This is a genomic window from Paenibacillus sp. FSL R5-0928 (assembly GCF_037970385.1).
Taxonomy (GTDB): Bacteria; Bacillota; Bacilli; order Paenibacillales; family Paenibacillaceae; genus Paenibacillus_AQ; species Paenibacillus_AQ odorifer.
Window position 1 is genome coordinate 4,739,056 of the sequence record NZ_CP150225.1, and the last position, 16,939, is coordinate 4,755,994.

Below are 16,939 nucleotides of genomic sequence, written 5' to 3' on the forward strand. Positions count from 1 at the left end.
AGTCTGACTCATTCTTGGATCCACCGCATTCCCTCCTGCTATCGGACTCATTCTTGGATTCATCGCATTCCCTCATGCCGTCGGATCCAGATGCACTTATTTCCAGGATTCATCGCATTTACTCATCCTTCAACGCAGCTCCCTTACTTCGAGGGTTCATGCTCATTTGTACTCCCAACCACACATAAAAAAGCAGCCTCTCAAATGAGAAGCTGCTCCATCACTTTACAACCATAGTTTGTTTACACCAATCACTGCATTCCGTATAATACGCACTAATTTCCGCTCATTATTCGAATGCCCAACGTCTTCTGCCACAGCCTAATGCCCGGGCGTCTGAACTTCCCCCTCCGCGGAGGCATCCATTTTCTGACGCCCCATAAAAAAGGAAGCCAGCAAAGCTAATGCAGCTGGAATAACCGCCCAAGCGAAGGTGTTCGCAATGGAAGAGGAAAGTCCCTCTGTAATTTTGCTCAAAATTTCCGGTGGAATGAGTGCTCTAGTCTCAGGCGACAACAGGGAATGCGGATCTTTAAAATCCATAACCCCAGCAGCCCCCGCAGAAGCAGCTCCTCCTCCATTTGCTGTGAGCAACTTAGTTAGACTGCCCGAGAAATAATGGCTTTGAATAATGCCAAATGTGGTAATTCCAATGGTCATGCCAAGCGAACGAATGAAATTCAGTGTTGCGCTGGCGGAGCCGCGTTGCTGCGCAGTCAGACCATGAATAGCTGCTGTGCTTAACACAGAGAAGGAAGCGCCGATGCCCAATCCGATTAAAATCATGTACAAGGTAACCAAGAGACGTGAAGCTTCCGGAGTAAGCGTTGCTACCAGTCCTGTGCCGATCACCAAAAGTACAAACGTAGGTATCAGCAGATTGCGGTAACTGGTTTTTGCCATCAGGAATCCTCCCGTTGTGGCGGTAATTACTGAGCCGACCATCATCGGCAGCAGGACAAGTCCTGAATTGGTAGCCGAACCCCCTAATACACCTTGGATAAAGATCGGGATATATACGGAAGCCACGATAAATGCAGCACCGCTAAATAGCGCGCACAGAATGCTGACGGCGTACAGTCTTTTTTTGAATAAAGCAAAGGAAATGATCGGCTCTTTCGCTCTCGTCTCCACAAAAAGGAACACTGCCGCCAATATAGCAAAAGCTGCAAATAAGCCGAGGATCATCGATGAGCCCCAAGCGTACTCTTTTCCACCCAGCTCCAACGCAAACATTAAGCAGATGACAGAGCCCAGCAGTGTGCCCGCACCCAGCCAATCAATAGGTTGTTTAGAATGCTCGTGTGATTCTTTATAAAAGAATACGACCATCACAAAAGCCAACAGTCCAAGCGGCAAGTTAATATAAAATATCCACTGCCAAGCAATATGATCGGTGATATACGCGCCTAGCAATGGACCAAAAATACTTGATAATCCAAACACCGCACCAAATGCACCGCCCAGCTTTCCCCGTGTCTCCAGTGGTACGGCGTCGAACATTATGGCAAAAGCAATCGGCACTAGCGCGCCGCCTCCAATTCCCTGAACCGCCCGATAAGCAGCCAACTTAGTAATTGTCTCTGCCGTCCCGCAAAGCGCCGAACCTGCCATAAATACAATAATCCCAAAAATAAAAAACTTTTTACGCCCATACATATCAGACAGCTTGCCAAAGATAGGCATCCCCGCCATCTCAGCTACGAGATAAGCTGATGTTACCCAGACAAATTTGTCCATACCGCCTAGTTCCCCAACAATATTGCCCATTGCTGTAGCAACGATGGTGCTGTCCATGGAGGCCATCAGTATTCCTAACAGCAGACCTGCGATAACAATGCCCAGATTGGGCGCTTTGGCAGCACTCATTTATTCCACTCCCCATTGTCAAAAGATCTATAACTATGTGTTACAACTTCACTTGATGCCTCACTATTGCATTCTTGTGAATCTCCAAAACACTACGGTATTCCACAGTATCAATCTCACAGTCCACACCGATGATTACCCGATCTCCTCTGACAATATTTGCTTTTGTATTATTCAGCTCTATCGTATCGCCTTCAATGAGCCCAGCCTCAAAAAGCACTTTAGGATTCTGCTTCATCAAATGCAGGAATTTTCCGGTCTTGCTTTTTTTGATCGTTAAAGCACTGCCTCCAACCTCTTTCGCTCTACTTATTCCATATAAATTGATCTCCAGTTGCTCCGCACTTAGCAGTCCTGCCACATTGAGAGCGCCCGAAATACGCAGATGTTCACCTTCACAATCACCATTGACCTCCAAATTACCATTAAGATGAATATCGTCGATTTTTACGGAGGTTGCTTTAATTTCACCCTGACCCCGCAAGGAATCCCCTTCAAGATTACCCAAAAGTGTCATCTCACCGGTTATTTTCATTTTGGTCATTAGCAGGTTTCCATCTACTCTGGCATTTCCAGTCAGGCTCAGCTTCTCACAATCTACATCACCTGCAAAATGACCTTCCCCAGTAACTTTAATGTCCCGAAAGAAGCCTCCCGCTGAGGTCGTTGTGCCTATTATTTTCAAATTACTCCGAGTTGTTTCTTCAGTCACTGATCTTCTCCACCTTTCCAACCTTTGCTTCTGGATGTACTGTGATCTGATCACGATACTCTATCCGTTCGATAGTACAGCCTGGCCCTACAATCACAATATTGCCCCTGATAACATCCGCTATTGTATACTCTAAATCAATAAAATCTCCTTCAATAGTCCGAGCCCGCAGCTCCGATCTTAATTTAGGGATGATTCCACTTAACATTTTGCTCCAGACTCCACTATTCGTTTGCCGGATCACTAGACTCTCCACACCAATTTCATGCGCCTTTCCCTGCCCTTGCAGTTTGAAGTCTACATGTCCTGCACTAAGTAAACCTCCGACACTAAAGCTTCCTTCCCCCGCAAAATCCTCAAGCTCACAATCACCCTTGATATTCAGCATTCCATGAAGAGTGCAACTTTCTCCCCGAAAGCTCTCACCGACAGTAATCATTCCATCCACCTTTAGGGAGTTAAAACGCAAATGTCCCAGCACTTTCATCGTCCCATTGCATTCCGCTTCTTCCGCCGAGAGATCATTCTTCAAATTCATATGCCCATTTCCTTTAAAAATTCGCGTCACGATGGGTCCCGTTACTTTGCCTACACCATCGATTTGCACACTGTTATAAGTACCTCCTGCCCCCCCGCTGACTCCGTTTATAATCAGATCCGGCAGCTGTCGTTTATCCATTACAGTAACCCCCTATTCAACAAGCTTAAAAGCAAGCTTACCTTTCAATTGTTCTATTACATCTGCACTGAGTATTTTACTGACCAGCTTTACCCCTTCATCGAACCATAACTCCGCTGGTGCCTGAGCCAGAATAAAGGATGACACCCCCATTTTGCGGATAAAAAACAACTCCCAGCTGTCACTCTCAAGATTGGAGGCTTTATTCATTAAGGTTCGAAACAGGAGCTCTGCTTCCTCCATATTCATCTCCCCTGCACTAAGCAGGCGGTCTACAGCCAATAAATAAGTGAGCTGATCGAAGCTATATCCATTCTTGACACCAAGCCTCTCTCCAAATTTCCCCAGTGTCACTGACGAAACAATGTTACGTTCTATAATTTCCGCAGCAGATACACTTACTCTGTCAAAAGAAGCCTTATCTGATAGCTTATCAGCCATTTCATCCAAAGAAAGTCCATCTTTCATATTCACAATATTATCGATACGGGACAAGATCATGTCTTTTGGAAAAAAAGTCTCCTGTCCAGTAAACGTAGATTTACGGATAAACCATTCCTCTGGAATCAACTGCTTCCGCTTCCAGCGGTACAATTGCCCATAGGATATACCGGTTAATTCCAATAGCTGCTTCTTCGAGATCAAATCCTCTTCCATGCTTATCACTCCTTGAAGCCATCGTAACATAACACTGTTACGTTGTAAAACCAATAAAATAAACTCACCTCATACCTACCTACGCTAGTGACCATCGAGTCCTAACGTCTCCCCCAAAGATTTTAAAGCATACCTTAAGAGCAGACCTCCGTCTTGAGAAGGATTTAACGGTTATTCACTATTTTTCCCACAAAAAAAGACTGCCCCCGCCGCTTATAAATGGCAGCATGGAACAGCCTTCTCTTAGAATGATTTTTACGAACTGCTAATCTTACTGAACAAAAGTATAATGTGCTGAATCATATTGCGGGCCGGATTTCTCATAAGTGAACCAGTACTCAATACTGCTGCCAGCGCTTAATCCACTCACCGTCTGCTTCCATGTTCCTGAGTTATTAGTCATCCGGTAATTAAGCTGGGAACCACCGCTAATCTTGTAATGTACATCTACATAAAGAGCACTGGTTACAGGTGTAATATAGATACTCGCCTCTGTAGCAGAAAGTCTCGTTACCCCTGCTGTAAAGTCAGCCGTCACATGATCACCGCCTCCGCTGCCTCCAGTGGAATTAGTAGTAACTGTTGCGGTATTACTAGCGGAGGATAAATTACCTGCTGCATCCGTAGCTTTTACTGTAAACGTATAGGCTGTGCTTGGAGTAAGTCCACTAACAGTCCCCCACAGTGGACACCTGCTGTGTTCCGCGATAAACAATATAACCTGTAACGCCAACATTATCGGTAGAAGCGGACCAGGTTAAGCTAACTCCTGTATCCGTCTTACTGGTTACCGTTAGATTAGCGGGAGCGGTTGGCGCGGTTGTATCCCCAGTATTACCACCACCCGTCAAATATTGACCTGTGAATGGATTAAACCGGTGCAGGGACATTATTAACCAGCCTGTGCTGGAAACACAGTTTTGCTGCGCCATCACCCAATAACTGTTGCTGGACCCTTTCAGCGAGTAGGGAATACCCCCGAGCGAAGCACCGCTTGTGCCTTGTTTTTTAATAATCTCTGTATTAATGGCGTCTGCCTTTGAGGCATTGCCTTGCAGATAATAAGCGAGTGACATGAATGCGCTTCCTTCAAACCATACGTCAGCACCCGTATTGCCAATTTGATTTCCGTTATCGTCATACGCCGGCAATACTTCGTCTGTCCAGTCAAAATCGTATCCGGTGAGCGTATTCCCAGCATCATTGTAAGTAAGCGTCTGCTTGTAACGCGGATTTGCTAGTGTTCCCGGGGTGCCGGAGGCATTTTCCACATAGGTTAAGCTTGCGCCGTAGTTATGGGCCCCGGATACGCCTAAAGCTAACACTCCCCAAGGGTTCACGTCTAAAGGTATTTTGGGGTCGATCAGATTTGTATCGTTTTTCCAGCCCCCCTTGAAACGTTTGACAGTGTCATCCCACACATAATTATCCAGGAAGGTTTTGACTCCAGAAGCCGCACTGTTATAAGTGGCTGCCTTTGAGGAATCCACCGAAGCATAATACTGCAATACCCGGTAAATATCGATATTGTGCTCGGTTGAGCTCCAAGGCTCATCGGAATTACTCCAACCACTCCATCCTCCTGCAATACTGCCATTAGCCTTTTTATACTGTAAACTCCAATCGAGTGCTTTAAGTGCCATCGGACGATACCGTGTATCATTATATTGCTTCTCATAAGCCATAGCAGCCATTGCCATCCATACAACGGGTCCCACATGTTTACGGATTTCTTCTCCGAAGCCGTTGTTATACCAATAAGAATTCAGCCAGAAGCCGGAAGGATCTTGAATGTCCCGCATTTTGTTCAAAACCTGCTCTGCCCGCGTCCGTTCACCCTTTACAATAAAGGCGATAGCTGCAACCGCTTGATCATACGTGTATACAATCTGTTTGGGGTTGTTTGGTCCCCAGAAATCTTCAAAGCTATCTACCAGTCCCTCAAAAGCATACCCCGCTGTTGCATCCTGCTGGGCTTTCAACCAGATTAAAGCACGATTTGAAGCGTCACTTGCAGCATCTGCATTCGCTTTTCCACCAAAGGGTAGAGCTACCCCAAGCACCAGCAAACTTGTCATTAAGATCGAAAACAGCTTCCTCATCTTCATAACTTTCCTCCTCTTAATCATGATGAACTAGGCAATGAGAGTTCTTTGAAGCATAAAAACTAAAGCGTTTTCAAACAGCAACAACAGGGACTTTTGAATATTTCACCATGGTAATTGTCCTCATTTTCAGGCTTAGAAACCCGTTCGTCAACGATTTTATGTAAATTTTTAACTAAATGAGGCGAAACAACCAAAATTGCCATTTGAGAAACCATACGAAAGACCAGCATATTTTTTATGAATTCATATTTATGAAGGCAAAACAAAAAGAGCAGACAGCTCCTTTATAAGGATTCTATCTGCTCTTTACTATTTATCTCTATACTATTCTGCTTTATCTTCGCCAGCAGTTTCAGCTGCAGCGGGTTCAGCAGTATCTTCTTCTGTTGGCTCTTGCGCTGCTGGAGGTGAAATACGGACAATCAAAGTGTCCTCAGGCGTTAATACTTCCCAGCCTTCATGCTTCGGCAAATCAGATACCAGCAATTGATCACCAATATCTAGTCCACTGATATCCACTTCAAAGGATGCAGCTATTTTATCTGGAAGTGTGCGAATATCCAGCTCATGCAATTCAATTTGTTGCACGCCGCCGCTCTTCACACCTACTGGTTCACCTGTAAAGTGGAACGCTACTTTTGTATCCAATTTGGCCTTCATATCAATCTGCTGAAAATCAATGTGCAGCAGTTGTTTAGAGATTGGCTGACGTTGGATTTCTTGAATAACCACGTTCTTTTTGCCCGAGTCTGGCAATTCCAAAGTAAGAACAGCCCGTGGGTTGCTGGCTAAAATACCTGAAATTGTCTTAGCATCCGCTGTAAAGGACTGGCTATCTGAACCTGCACCGTACACGACTACCGGTACAAAGCCTTTTCTGCGCTGTGAAGAAGTCGAGCCGGATCTTTCTGTCAAACGTACTGTTGTATTCACGATGATTCCTCCTAAGTAGGGATTTTATACTAGACCGATTAGATATGTACGCCTAACCTAACCACTCTCTAATTACCCCATTGACCTGGCTTTGAAACCTCTCAAGACTTTTGAGCCTAGGTAAAAATAAGGTCAAATTGTATTATTATACAATTCAACATTAATTATTCATGACTTAGGAGTAAATCATTACTATATTTGTGACAACTATTAAACTAAATGACAAGCTACAAAATGGTTACTGCCAACATCACGAAATACCGGGATTTCAGATCTGCAAACCTCTTGCGCAAAGGGACAACGGGTATGGAATTTACAGCCAGAAGGCGGGTTTACCGGACTCGGAATATCTCCCTTAAGTACAATTCTTTCCCTTTTCAGCTTTGGAATAGGAATCGGAACAGCCGACAGCAGCGCTTTGGTATACGGGTGGAGCGGATTCTTAAACAGTTCATCTCTTGAAGCCGTCTCCATCATAGAGCCCAGATACATGACACCGATTCTTGAACACAAATGCTCCACAACACTCAGGTCATGGGAGATAAACAAATACGTTAACCCTCGACTCTGCTGGAGCTTACTAAATAAATTAATAATCTGTGCTTGGATGGAAACATCCAGTGCTGAAACTGGTTCGTCTGCAATGATCAGCTCAGGATTCAAAACAAGCGCACGGGCGATCCCGATCCGCTGCCGCTGCCCCCCGGAGAATTCATGCGGAAAGCGATCAATATGATAAGAAGATAAACCGCAAGCTGCTAGCGCTTCAAGCACCAGATCTCGCACCTCGGACCTTGAGCATAAACCATGATCCAGTAAAGCTTCACCAATGGCATCTCCTATACGAACCCGTGGGTTAAGAGAGCTATAAGGATCTTGAAAGATCAACTGCATTTGGGGTCTAATATTGCGCAATTCAGCGGGAGACAGGGAGTGAATGTCTATCCCTTTGAATTTGATCTCACCTGCCGTTTTATCCGTTAGCCGTAAAATCGTCCGTCCGACTGTACTTTTGCCGCTCCCAGATTCCCCTACAAGCCCAAACGTCTCCCCAGGTTGAAGGGTAATGCTAATATCGTCAACAGCCTTTACATGCCCAACGGTTCGGTTAAGGAGCCCCTTAGTAACAGGGAAATATTTCTTTAAATGATTGACCTCAAGCAGTGCCTCAGGCATGAACAACCGCCTCCTCATACAACCAGCAAGCTACCTTTTGTCTGCTGGCCACCTCTTTAAGCCGGGGCTGCTGGCTGACACATACAGGCATGCAATGCTCACAGCGGTCATGAAAATAACAAGAGGGCACCAGCTCAAGCGGATTTGGCACTTGACCTGGTATGGAATACAGCTCATCCTGTCGCTGATTGATTACCGGCTTCGATTTGAGCAGCCCTTTTGTATAGGGATGTTTGGGGTTGTTGAACAATTCAACAACCTCCCCCTCCTCCACAATCTTTCCGGAATACATAACAATCACATAATCGGCCATCTCTGCCACTACGCCAAGATCATGGGTGATTAGTAGAATGGACATGCCCGAGCTATCTTTAATTTCACGCAGCATATCCAGAATTTGCGCTTGAATCGTTACATCCAGCGCCGTAGTCGGTTCATCAGCAATCAAAAGTTTTGGACTGCAGGCAATGGCAATAGCAATCATGATCCGCTGCAGCATACCTCCACTTAATTCATGCGGGTAACTATCAGCAATTTGCTCTGGTCGTGATATGCCTACCTGCTTAATCAGTTCAATCGCCCGGATACGCGCCTGTTTCTTGTTCATCTTCAGATGTACAATCAGCGGCTCCATGATTTGCTCACCGATCTTGATTACAGGATTAAGGGAGGACATGGGCTCCTGAAAGATCATCGCGATCTCATTCCCGCGGATGGTTCGCAGTGTGTTTTTGTCCATTTTCAACAAATCTTCACCCTGAAAATCAATTTTCCCTTGGGCTACCTTGCCCCCTGGTTCCTCGACAAGTCCCATGATGGACATCGCAGTCACGCTTTTGCCGCAGCCTGATTCTCCAACGATACATACCGTCTCTCCCTCGCGAACACGGAAGCTTACATCATCAACGGCTTTCACTTTTCCTTCTTCCGTGAAGAAGTATGTACTTAGACCGTCTATATTCATTAAATCACTCATCTGAGGGTCACCTACCTCTTCTGTTTAGGATCAAGCACGTCCCGGAGTCCGTCACCAAAGATATTGATCGCGATCACTGTCGCAAAAATCGATAACCCTGGTGGAATCCACAGCCACGGCCGATCCTGAAAGTCGATCATATTATTCGCAGCATCAATCATATTGCCCCAGGTTGGAGTTGGCGGCATAACACCTAGCCCAAAAAAGCTAAGAACCGATTCACTCAATATAGCGCCACCGATGTTAAGGGTAGCCATAACGATCAGCAACGGAACGATATTCGGCAGCAAATGATTAAATAATTTACGCCGATCACGGAGGCCTAATACTACCGCCGCCTGCATAAACTCACGTTCTCGCAGACTAAGCATTTGACCCCGTACCATACGTGCCATACCCGGCCAGCTCACAATACTAAGCATCAGCATAACGATATACATCCGATAATCCGTTGGAATCTTCCACTCCGATAATAACGCACCAAAAATAAAGAGCAGTGGCAGACTCGGGACCGTCAATAAAAGATCCGCAATCCGCATAATGATTTGATCGGCAATACCGCGGTAATACCCAGCAATAGCCCCCAAAAGAGCACCGATAAACACCGAAAGAACCATTGATGCTAGTCCTACGGTCAGTGAAATGCGCCCCGCCTGCATTACCCGGGTCAGAATATCTCTGCCCAATGCATCAGTGCCCAGCCAATGCTTCATATTGGGTGCCTTGTTCATCATAGCCATATTAATTTTGTTATCCGTATAAGGTGAGAACAGCGGACCAATAAAACAAAGCGCAAACATAAAGATCACCACCACAAATCCGGATACCGCCAGCTTGTTCTTCAGCAACCTCCGCATGGATTGCCGGAATAAAGAGGATTTTCCTTTGGTGGTCTGCGGCTTCGCGATCCCAGCTACATTACTTTGAACTGCCACGTCAGCTTCCTCCTCTCTATAGCCGAACTCTAGGATCGGCAATCCGGTACAAAACATCCGAAAGCAACGTTCCTATGACGGTAAGTATGGCAATAAACATCGTAAAGCCCATCAGCAAAGGATAATCCCTTAGTCCGAAGGACTGCATATACAGTTGGCCAATCCCAGGCCAATTGAATATTTTCTCAATAATAAGTGATCCGCCAAATAGTGCTGGAAGCTCAAAACCAACCAGTGTAATTGCGGGCAGCAAGGCATTACGTAAGGCGTGTGTAAAGAGCACCTTGCGTTCTTTTAGGCCTTTGGCGCGTGCCGTACGGATATAATCCTGTTTTAAGACATCAATCATATTGCTGCGGAAATAACGGGTGAGCGAACCTAATCCCAGAAGGGTCATAACTACAACCGGAAGGGTCATATGCATTACGATCTCCTTAAAGTAAGCCAAACCCGTAGCATTACTACCCGTGGTGATTATTCCACCTGGAGGCAGCCACTTGAGATCGACGGCCAGGATTTTGATCAGGAATAAGCCTATAAAAAATGACGGCAGCGACATTGCTGCAAATATAGCGATCATCACGAGTGTATCGAACCAGGAATATTGCTTATAGGCAGAGATGACGCCAATAATGACCGCAATCACCCACGTTAGAAACGTAGATACGGCAGCCAGCAAAAAGGAATTCCAAATATAATCATTAAAAAGCTGCAGCACAGGCTTTTGTTGGGCTAAGGAATACCCGAAATCACCATGCAGCGCATTCTTCATCCAGATCCCATACCGTTCAAGCACAGGCTTGTTTAAGCCGTAGATTTCACGAAGCTCAGCTTTGCGTTCAGCGGTCAATTTAATATTTCCGGTTATGAAATCACCGGGAGTTGAAGCATACAGACAGAAGATCAATAATGATGCCGCAAATAAGATGATGACCATGTACAACAGTCTTTTCGATAAATAAGCGCTCATGACAGACTCCTTATGATTCGTCCCCTGCCCTTGAATCCAGTCAGGGCAGGGGACACTGGTTTATTTATTTCAGGCTCCAAGTTGGCAGACTGCCAGCAAGACCGATGAACGGGCTGACCGATAGATTCTCAATACGTCCGTTATAGGCGTATACCGTCTTTTTGTAACTTGTGAAAATAATAGGCAGTTCATCATTGAAAAGCTGATACAGCTCTTTATATACCGCTTTGCGTGCCTCAATATCAGTAGTGGCCAAGGCTTTGTTGTACAGCTCTAGGAATTTCGGATTGTCATAATCCGTGATTTCTCCATCGAAGAATTGCATGAACCCGTCAGACGGATCAGTCAACATGCTTGTGGAGAAGGATACGAGATCGTAGTCCCCACCTTCTACTTTCGATACCAGTGAGTTAAAGTCTGCGAAAACCTCAGGCTGGAATTCGATACCCAGCGCTTCAAAATTCTCTTTAGCTACAGCGATGAAAATATCTGTGTTTTTGCTCTTCGAACCGAGGTAATGGATGCTCAGCGGTTTGCCATCTTTTTCACGGATCCCCCCCGCGCCTACCGTCCAGCCAGCTTCATCGAGCAATTGTTTTGCTTTTTCCGGATCATATTTGTAAGGATTAATACCTTCCTCAGTGTAAGACCAGGAAATCGGCGATGCCGGGATGTTGGCAATAGAACCTGCACCTTGTGCTGCATCCACATAAATACTCTGACGATCCAAACCGTACACAATAGCTTGACGTACAAGCTTATCCTTGAGCTGCTCATGCTTGAGGTTAACTTGCAAGTAACCATAGGTACTTGGAGTGTATGGAATAATATTCACAAAACCAAGTGCTTTCAGCTTCTCGATATTCTCGTCTGTCGCACTAAAGGAAGCGTAGTCCACTTCACCAGTTTCTACGAACTGCCATACGTCGCCTTCCGTAGTTTTGTAGATGAAATGCTCCGTCTTTGGTTTACCTTTGAAATAATTCTCATTCGCTACAAAACGCACTTCTTGACCTGGAATAAATTTCTCCAGCTTGTAAGGTCCATCGCCAAGTGGCTTCTCATGCAGCTTTTTAATGTATTCAAGATTTCCAATTTTATAGTCCTTGCCATAGTAAGCTTTCGATAGTACATTCGAGCCGAGCTGTACCAGCGCTGTTGCGTTTGGTTGCTCAAGGGTTGCTGAGATCGTCTGTGGATCAATTACTTTAATGCCCTCAACTGTAGGGGATGTACCTTCCTTATAGGCTTTGCCGCCTTTAACATTTAGCGATGGAAGCTGGGAGCTACCGTCATACGATTTGTCGTATTGGATCGTCCATGTAAATGCCACATCATCCGCTGTTAACGGTGAACCGTCGCTGAATTTCAAATCTTTTCTCAAGTGGAACGTGTATGTAAGCTGATCATCTGAAACATCCCAGCTCTCCGCAAGCTCCGGCGTTGGAACACCTTTGTCATCAACAGTTACGAGAGAAGCGTATAGCAGTAAAGAGACATTGCCATCATAACCACTTTGTTGAAAATAAGGAGTGAACGCTCCGCTTGGGTCCGTAAGCCCGACGATAATGGTATCTGTACGTTTCTGGGCCACCGCTGGAAGTTTGGATAAATCCGTGGCAGTAAAAGGTTCGCTTAGAGCACCCGCAGGAACAATCTCTGGTGCAGTGGTTGCTTCCACGTTGGTTGAATTGGAGCCTGCAGCCGCATTGTTTGCGGATGAGGATTCGTTATTACTGTTGTTAGCGCAAGCAGAAAGTAACAGTGACCCCGTAAGCAGTAATGAAGTGATTACAATCGCATTTTTTCTCATGTACCTATCTCCCTTTTCTCTCTGATAGAATAATAACTATAATTCCTACCCGTTAAGTATGAATAACATCTGATGTTCATTATAGAAAGGTTTTCGAGTTCTGTAAAGAGAGAACTTCAAAAAAATTCTCCATAAACAGAATTAGGCGATAATTAAAACAAATAAAAAAGCCAAAACCCCTCTCTGCATAAGAGAAGCCCTGGCTTTCAGACGGTTATTTTTTTTCAAAATCATTATTTCAAATACTCGAATAGCTGCTCATTCATCCGATGAATACCTTCAAGACGCAGACTGTATCCGGTGACATTCTCTCCTTCAATATAGGCATGAAGCAAACCTGCACAACGAAGATTAAAAATATGATCATGCACAATCCCCTTCGAGATCCCCGCATGCTTAACAATTTCGGTAAACGTCTTACGGCCATCACTAAGGGCTTGGAGGATTTTTAGCCGGCTTTTTTCACTCAGACTACGGATCGCTCTGTACATAAAAGGGGAGATTTCCTCATTCTCCATCGATATCCACGCCGCATAATGGCAGATCGTTAATTCCCCATAGCAATAGATAATATTAGCAGGCTGAAAATGATACTGTGGAATCAGTACGAGCTTCTTAAGCCCATCCGTAGGCATGAAGTAAAATCCGTTGGTCGTCTTGTTCACGAAATCCGCAGTGTCCAGTTCATTAAGCTCCGTGTTCTTCGAATCCGCATGCTGCTGCAGTTTGCTCAAAATCGCAGGATTGCATTGGCTAAAGTACTGGCGGTTCCACTCGGAAAGTAAAAATACTACGCGGTTACGGTAATCCTCCATATGGCTTGGAAATACCTTTACATATTTTGATAAGGTCTCATATAACTCACCAACCGATAACCGTTCAATCCAGTTCAACACACTGTCTACATCATCCTTAAATGGACAACAGTAAATGAGCAGATTCAACATTTTCCACTCATTGTTTAGTTCGGTTTCTTTCAGACGGGATAACAGCTCTTCACTGAGCGTGCTTTCAATTTCATTAGCCCACGCTACCCCTAAATCAATCTTCTTATAGGATTTTTTGCAGAGATAAGTATGTAAGCTGTTCAACAATTCATAAATCGATCCAAATTCAACCTCAACCTTGTATTCCACAATGATTCCTCCTGCTAGCGGTTCTTTTCAGTAGTGAGATATTCTCTTAATCTTATTGTATTATCCTGAGAATACGCAAGCTACTCTATAAACGGGAGTGTATAAAAATTCATTAGCTGCTGTTTCAGCACCGAATTTTCTGCATTTCACGTTGATTTAGCTGTCATTTCCGCGAGCGTGGGCGCTATAGGACACAGCTGAGCTTGTGCTAATAGCGTCTGCCGTAGGCTTCAGCGCGAGTTCAGGACTCTGCGCTATCGGACACAGTTGACCTTATTCTAATAGCGTCTGCTCGATCCGCAGGCTTCAGCGGAAGATCAGGACTCTACGCTATCGGACTCAGTTGACCTTGTGCTAATAGCGTCTGCTGGGTCCGCAGGCTTCAGCGGGAGATCAGGACTCAGCTCTATCGGACTCAGTTGACCTAATTCGCAGTATTATCTCCTTTTCAGCATGCTATCGGACTCCATAGGCACTATGGGCATTAAAAATACCTATTTCGTGCCTATTCCAAAGGAATAGCTGCTCTGGTGTCCGAAAATTTACTCAAACGGCTAAATATGTGCAAATAGCGTCTGCTGGGTCCGAAAGCATCAGTGGGAAATTAGAACTCTGGTCCGAAAGGTTCTACGGAGGATTAGGATCCTACGCTATCGGAAACCTATCGGACACGTTGACCTTATTCGCAGTATTATCCTTTTTTTGCGTGCTATCGGACTCCATGGGTGCTATTGGCATAAAAAACACCTATTTCGTACCTATTCCAAAGGATTAGCTGCTATGATGTCCGAAAATTTACTCAAAAGACTAAAAATGTGCAAATAGCGTCAGCTGGGTCCGAAAGCATCAGTGAGGAATTAGGATTCTGGTCCGTAAGCTTCTGCGGAGAATTAGTATCCTACGCTATCGGACACAGTTGACGTTATTCGCAGTATTATCCCATTTTTTGTGTGCAATCGGACTCCATAGGCGCTATTGACACTATAAATGCCTATTTCGTGCCTATTCATAAGGAATAGCTGCACTGGGGTCCGAAACTTTGCTCAAACGGCTAAATATGTGCAAATAGCGTCTGCTGGGTCCGAAAGCATCAGTGAGGAATTAGGATTCTGGTCCGTAAGCTTCTGCGGAGAATTAGGATCCTACGCTATCGGACACAGTTGACGTTATTCGCAGTATTATCCCATTTTTTGTGTGCGATCGGACTCCATAGGCGCTATGGGCATTAAAAATGCCTATTTCGTGCCTATTCATAAGGAATAGCTGCACTGGGGTCCGAAAATTTACTTAAATTACTAAAAATGTGCAAATAGCTTCAAATGGGTCCGTTAGATTCCGCGGAGGAATAGGACAACCAAGGGTTCGGGGTTACGGGGTTACGGGGTTCTGGCATTTCGGGGTTCCGGGGGTTCCCAGCGTTCCCAGCGTTCCCAGCGTTCCCAGCGTTCCCAGTTTTCAGCTTACCAAAACAAATACTCGAGGTTAGTTAACTCTCACTTGCTATATTCTGCTTGACCAAGTTGCCCACATGAACAAAAAATACAGCGCAGCGATCCACGGGTAACAAGGAAAGCAACATTCAGCCCGAAGAACAATCAATCTGGTTCGTTCCTCGCTTTTTGCAATTCATGGTAGTAAAATATAGGCAATAACTAATTAGGAGTGAAGCCATAAGATGCAAATTCAAAATGAAAACGGACGTTTTTTTGTTGCTAATGACGGTAAGGACCTTGCCGAAATCACATACAGTTTGGATAAAGAAACCGGGGAATTGGTCATTGACCACACTCGTGTCTCCGAAGAACTGCGCGGGCAAGGTACTGGACAAAAGCTTGTACGTGCTGTTGTGGACAAGGCTCGGAATGAGAATTTAAAAATTGTACCCGTGTGCTCCTATGCTGCGCATCAATTTGAGAAGCACCCGGAGTACAAAGACGTGCTGAGCGGGAATACTGGCGGGAGAGCTTAAAACCTGCTCCCGTTTCCGCGAAGCTTTTTTAGTAACTATGCGAACTTATAATAGTTCAAATACACTTTAGGGGGAAACGGGTTTGACGACTGCCGACACTTTTAAGAATATTGAGGAATTGCAACAACGCTGTGAGCAATATGAAGGAATCTCATTAAAACTGAATTGGGATATGCTCCGCCAGCCATCAAGCGCAGGTGATACGGAATGGCTTGTGACTTATGAGGACGAATTACTGGTCGGTTTCTTGGGACTCTATGGTTTTGGAAGCGATATGGAGGTCTGTGGCATGGTTCGGCCAGGCTACCGTCGACGCGGAATCTTCACCTCTCTGTGGAACCGAGCACAAACCATAATCAAACGCAATAAAGTCTCTACTCTTCTTCTAAATGCACCCGCCGCTTCTTCATCTGGAACTGCTTTCCTGCAAACCTTGCCTCTACAGTTCAATCACGCTGAATATCAAATGAAATGGGATGGCAATTCCATGGTTTCTTCTGATGTTAGCTCAGCGACAGGGACTGTGGTCTTACGGCCAGCTCGTGAAGAAGAGGCACACATTCTGGTCGAACTGGATTGTGGAGGTTTTGATATGAAGACAGAAGATGCTGCCGAGCAGTATGAGTTGCACAAACAGGAAGGTATGCAAGAGAATATTATGATCGAGATGGATGGCAGGCCTGTTGGGAAAATGCGAGTGTGGACTGAAGATAATGAATCTTGGATCTATGGATTTACAGTCGACAAAAAGCTACGTGGGCTTGGCATTGGCCGCAGCGCCCTTCTTCAGACCATCGAACGAGAGCGCCAAAATTATAATGGTGTAAATCTGGAGGTCGCACTGGATAATCCCAATGCACTTAAGCTGTATGAGAGCTGCGGCTTTGTCATTCAGAATAAACAGGATTATTACCGATTTATCGGCTAATCCCCCGACCTAACTCTTGAGATTTTAATAAAGCAGTAACAATAAGACCTCCTTACTTGCTGGTGTTCTAACCTGCAG

13 protein-coding genes and 1 pseudogene are annotated in these 16,939 nt (G+C 45.1%); 2 read left to right on the top strand and 12 right to left on the bottom strand.

Annotation, left to right across the window (positions count from 1 at the left end; translation table 11 throughout):
• Nucleotides 1-321 precede the first annotated feature (321 nt).
• From MKZ16_RS21420 to MKZ16_RS21475, 12 genes and pseudogenes are all read right to left on the bottom strand, one after another.
• Nucleotides 322-1,869 carry an MDR family MFS transporter gene (locus tag MKZ16_RS21420; protein ID WP_076104473.1) on the bottom strand — a complete coding sequence of 516 codons (1,548 nt, stop codon included), beginning with the start codon at nucleotides 1,867-1,869 and terminating at the stop codon, nucleotides 322-324.
• Between the two features lie 40 nt (nucleotides 1,870-1,909).
• Nucleotides 1,910-2,581 (bottom strand): hypothetical protein, encoded by a 672-nt coding sequence (locus MKZ16_RS21425; RefSeq protein WP_076104472.1) that lies wholly within the window; start codon nucleotides 2,579-2,581, stop codon nucleotides 1,910-1,912.
• The gene (locus MKZ16_RS21430; protein ID WP_076104471.1) at nucleotides 2,574-3,260 is read right to left on the bottom strand and encodes a hypothetical protein; all 687 of its coding nucleotides are present in this window, start codon (nucleotides 3,258-3,260) and stop codon (nucleotides 2,574-2,576) included. The genes MKZ16_RS21425 and MKZ16_RS21430 overlap by 8 nt, the downstream gene beginning before the upstream one ends.
• A gap of 12 nt (nucleotides 3,261-3,272) precedes the next feature.
• Nucleotides 3,273-3,917 (bottom strand): YhbD family protein, encoded by a 645-nt coding sequence (locus tag MKZ16_RS21435; protein WP_076100120.1) that lies wholly within the window; start codon nucleotides 3,915-3,917, stop codon nucleotides 3,273-3,275.
• 271 nt (nucleotides 3,918-4,188) lie between these two features.
• Nucleotides 4,189-6,019, bottom strand: a pseudogene (locus tag MKZ16_RS21440) (fibronectin type III domain-containing protein).
• A gap of 330 nt (nucleotides 6,020-6,349) precedes the next feature.
• On the bottom strand, nucleotides 6,350-6,958 hold the full coding sequence (locus MKZ16_RS21445; RefSeq protein WP_051491406.1) for a 50S ribosomal protein L25: 609 nt from the start codon (nucleotides 6,956-6,958) through the stop codon (nucleotides 6,350-6,352).
• Between the two features lie 210 nt (nucleotides 6,959-7,168).
• The gene (locus MKZ16_RS21450) at nucleotides 7,169-8,134 is read right to left on the bottom strand and encodes an oligopeptide/dipeptide ABC transporter ATP-binding protein (protein WP_036685744.1); all 966 of its coding nucleotides are present in this window, start codon (nucleotides 8,132-8,134) and stop codon (nucleotides 7,169-7,171) included.
• Nucleotides 8,127-9,110: an ABC transporter ATP-binding protein gene (locus MKZ16_RS21455; RefSeq protein WP_036685742.1), complete on the bottom strand. Its 984-nt coding sequence runs from the start codon at nucleotides 9,108-9,110 to the stop codon at nucleotides 8,127-8,129. The genes MKZ16_RS21450 and MKZ16_RS21455 overlap by 8 nt, the downstream gene beginning before the upstream one ends.
• 11 nt (nucleotides 9,111-9,121) lie before the next feature.
• Entirely contained in the window at nucleotides 9,122-10,045 is a 924-nt protein-coding gene (gene opp4C / locus MKZ16_RS21460; protein WP_036685740.1) for an oligopeptide ABC transporter permease, read from the bottom strand.
• 16 nt (nucleotides 10,046-10,061) lie between these two features.
• On the bottom strand, nucleotides 10,062-11,015 hold the full coding sequence (locus MKZ16_RS21465) for an ABC transporter permease (RefSeq protein WP_036685739.1): 954 nt from the start codon (nucleotides 11,013-11,015) through the stop codon (nucleotides 10,062-10,064).
• A 64-nt stretch (nucleotides 11,016-11,079) separates the two neighbouring features.
• A complete protein-coding gene (locus tag MKZ16_RS21470; protein ID WP_076104470.1) occupies nucleotides 11,080-12,828 on the bottom strand; it encodes an ABC transporter substrate-binding protein in 1,749 nt (582 codons plus the stop codon).
• Nucleotides 12,829-13,061: 233 nt separating this feature from the next.
• Nucleotides 13,062-13,964 carry a winged helix-turn-helix domain-containing protein gene (locus MKZ16_RS21475; RefSeq protein WP_038572383.1) on the bottom strand — a complete coding sequence of 301 codons (903 nt, stop codon included), beginning with the start codon at nucleotides 13,962-13,964 and terminating at the stop codon, nucleotides 13,062-13,064.
• A gap of 1,675 nt (nucleotides 13,965-15,639) precedes the next feature.
• On the opposite strand from MKZ16_RS21475, the gene MKZ16_RS21480 reads away from it, so the two are divergent.
• Both MKZ16_RS21480 and MKZ16_RS21485 read left to right on the top strand, forming a co-directional pair.
• The gene (locus MKZ16_RS21480; protein WP_076104469.1) at nucleotides 15,640-15,933 is read left to right on the top strand and encodes a GNAT family N-acetyltransferase; all 294 of its coding nucleotides are present in this window, start codon (nucleotides 15,640-15,642) and stop codon (nucleotides 15,931-15,933) included.
• 82 nt (nucleotides 15,934-16,015) lie between these two features.
• On the top strand, nucleotides 16,016-16,861 hold the full coding sequence (locus MKZ16_RS21485; protein ID WP_036685729.1) for a GNAT family N-acetyltransferase: 846 nt from the start codon (nucleotides 16,016-16,018) through the stop codon (nucleotides 16,859-16,861).
• The last annotated feature ends 78 nt before the right edge of the window (nucleotides 16,862-16,939 follow it).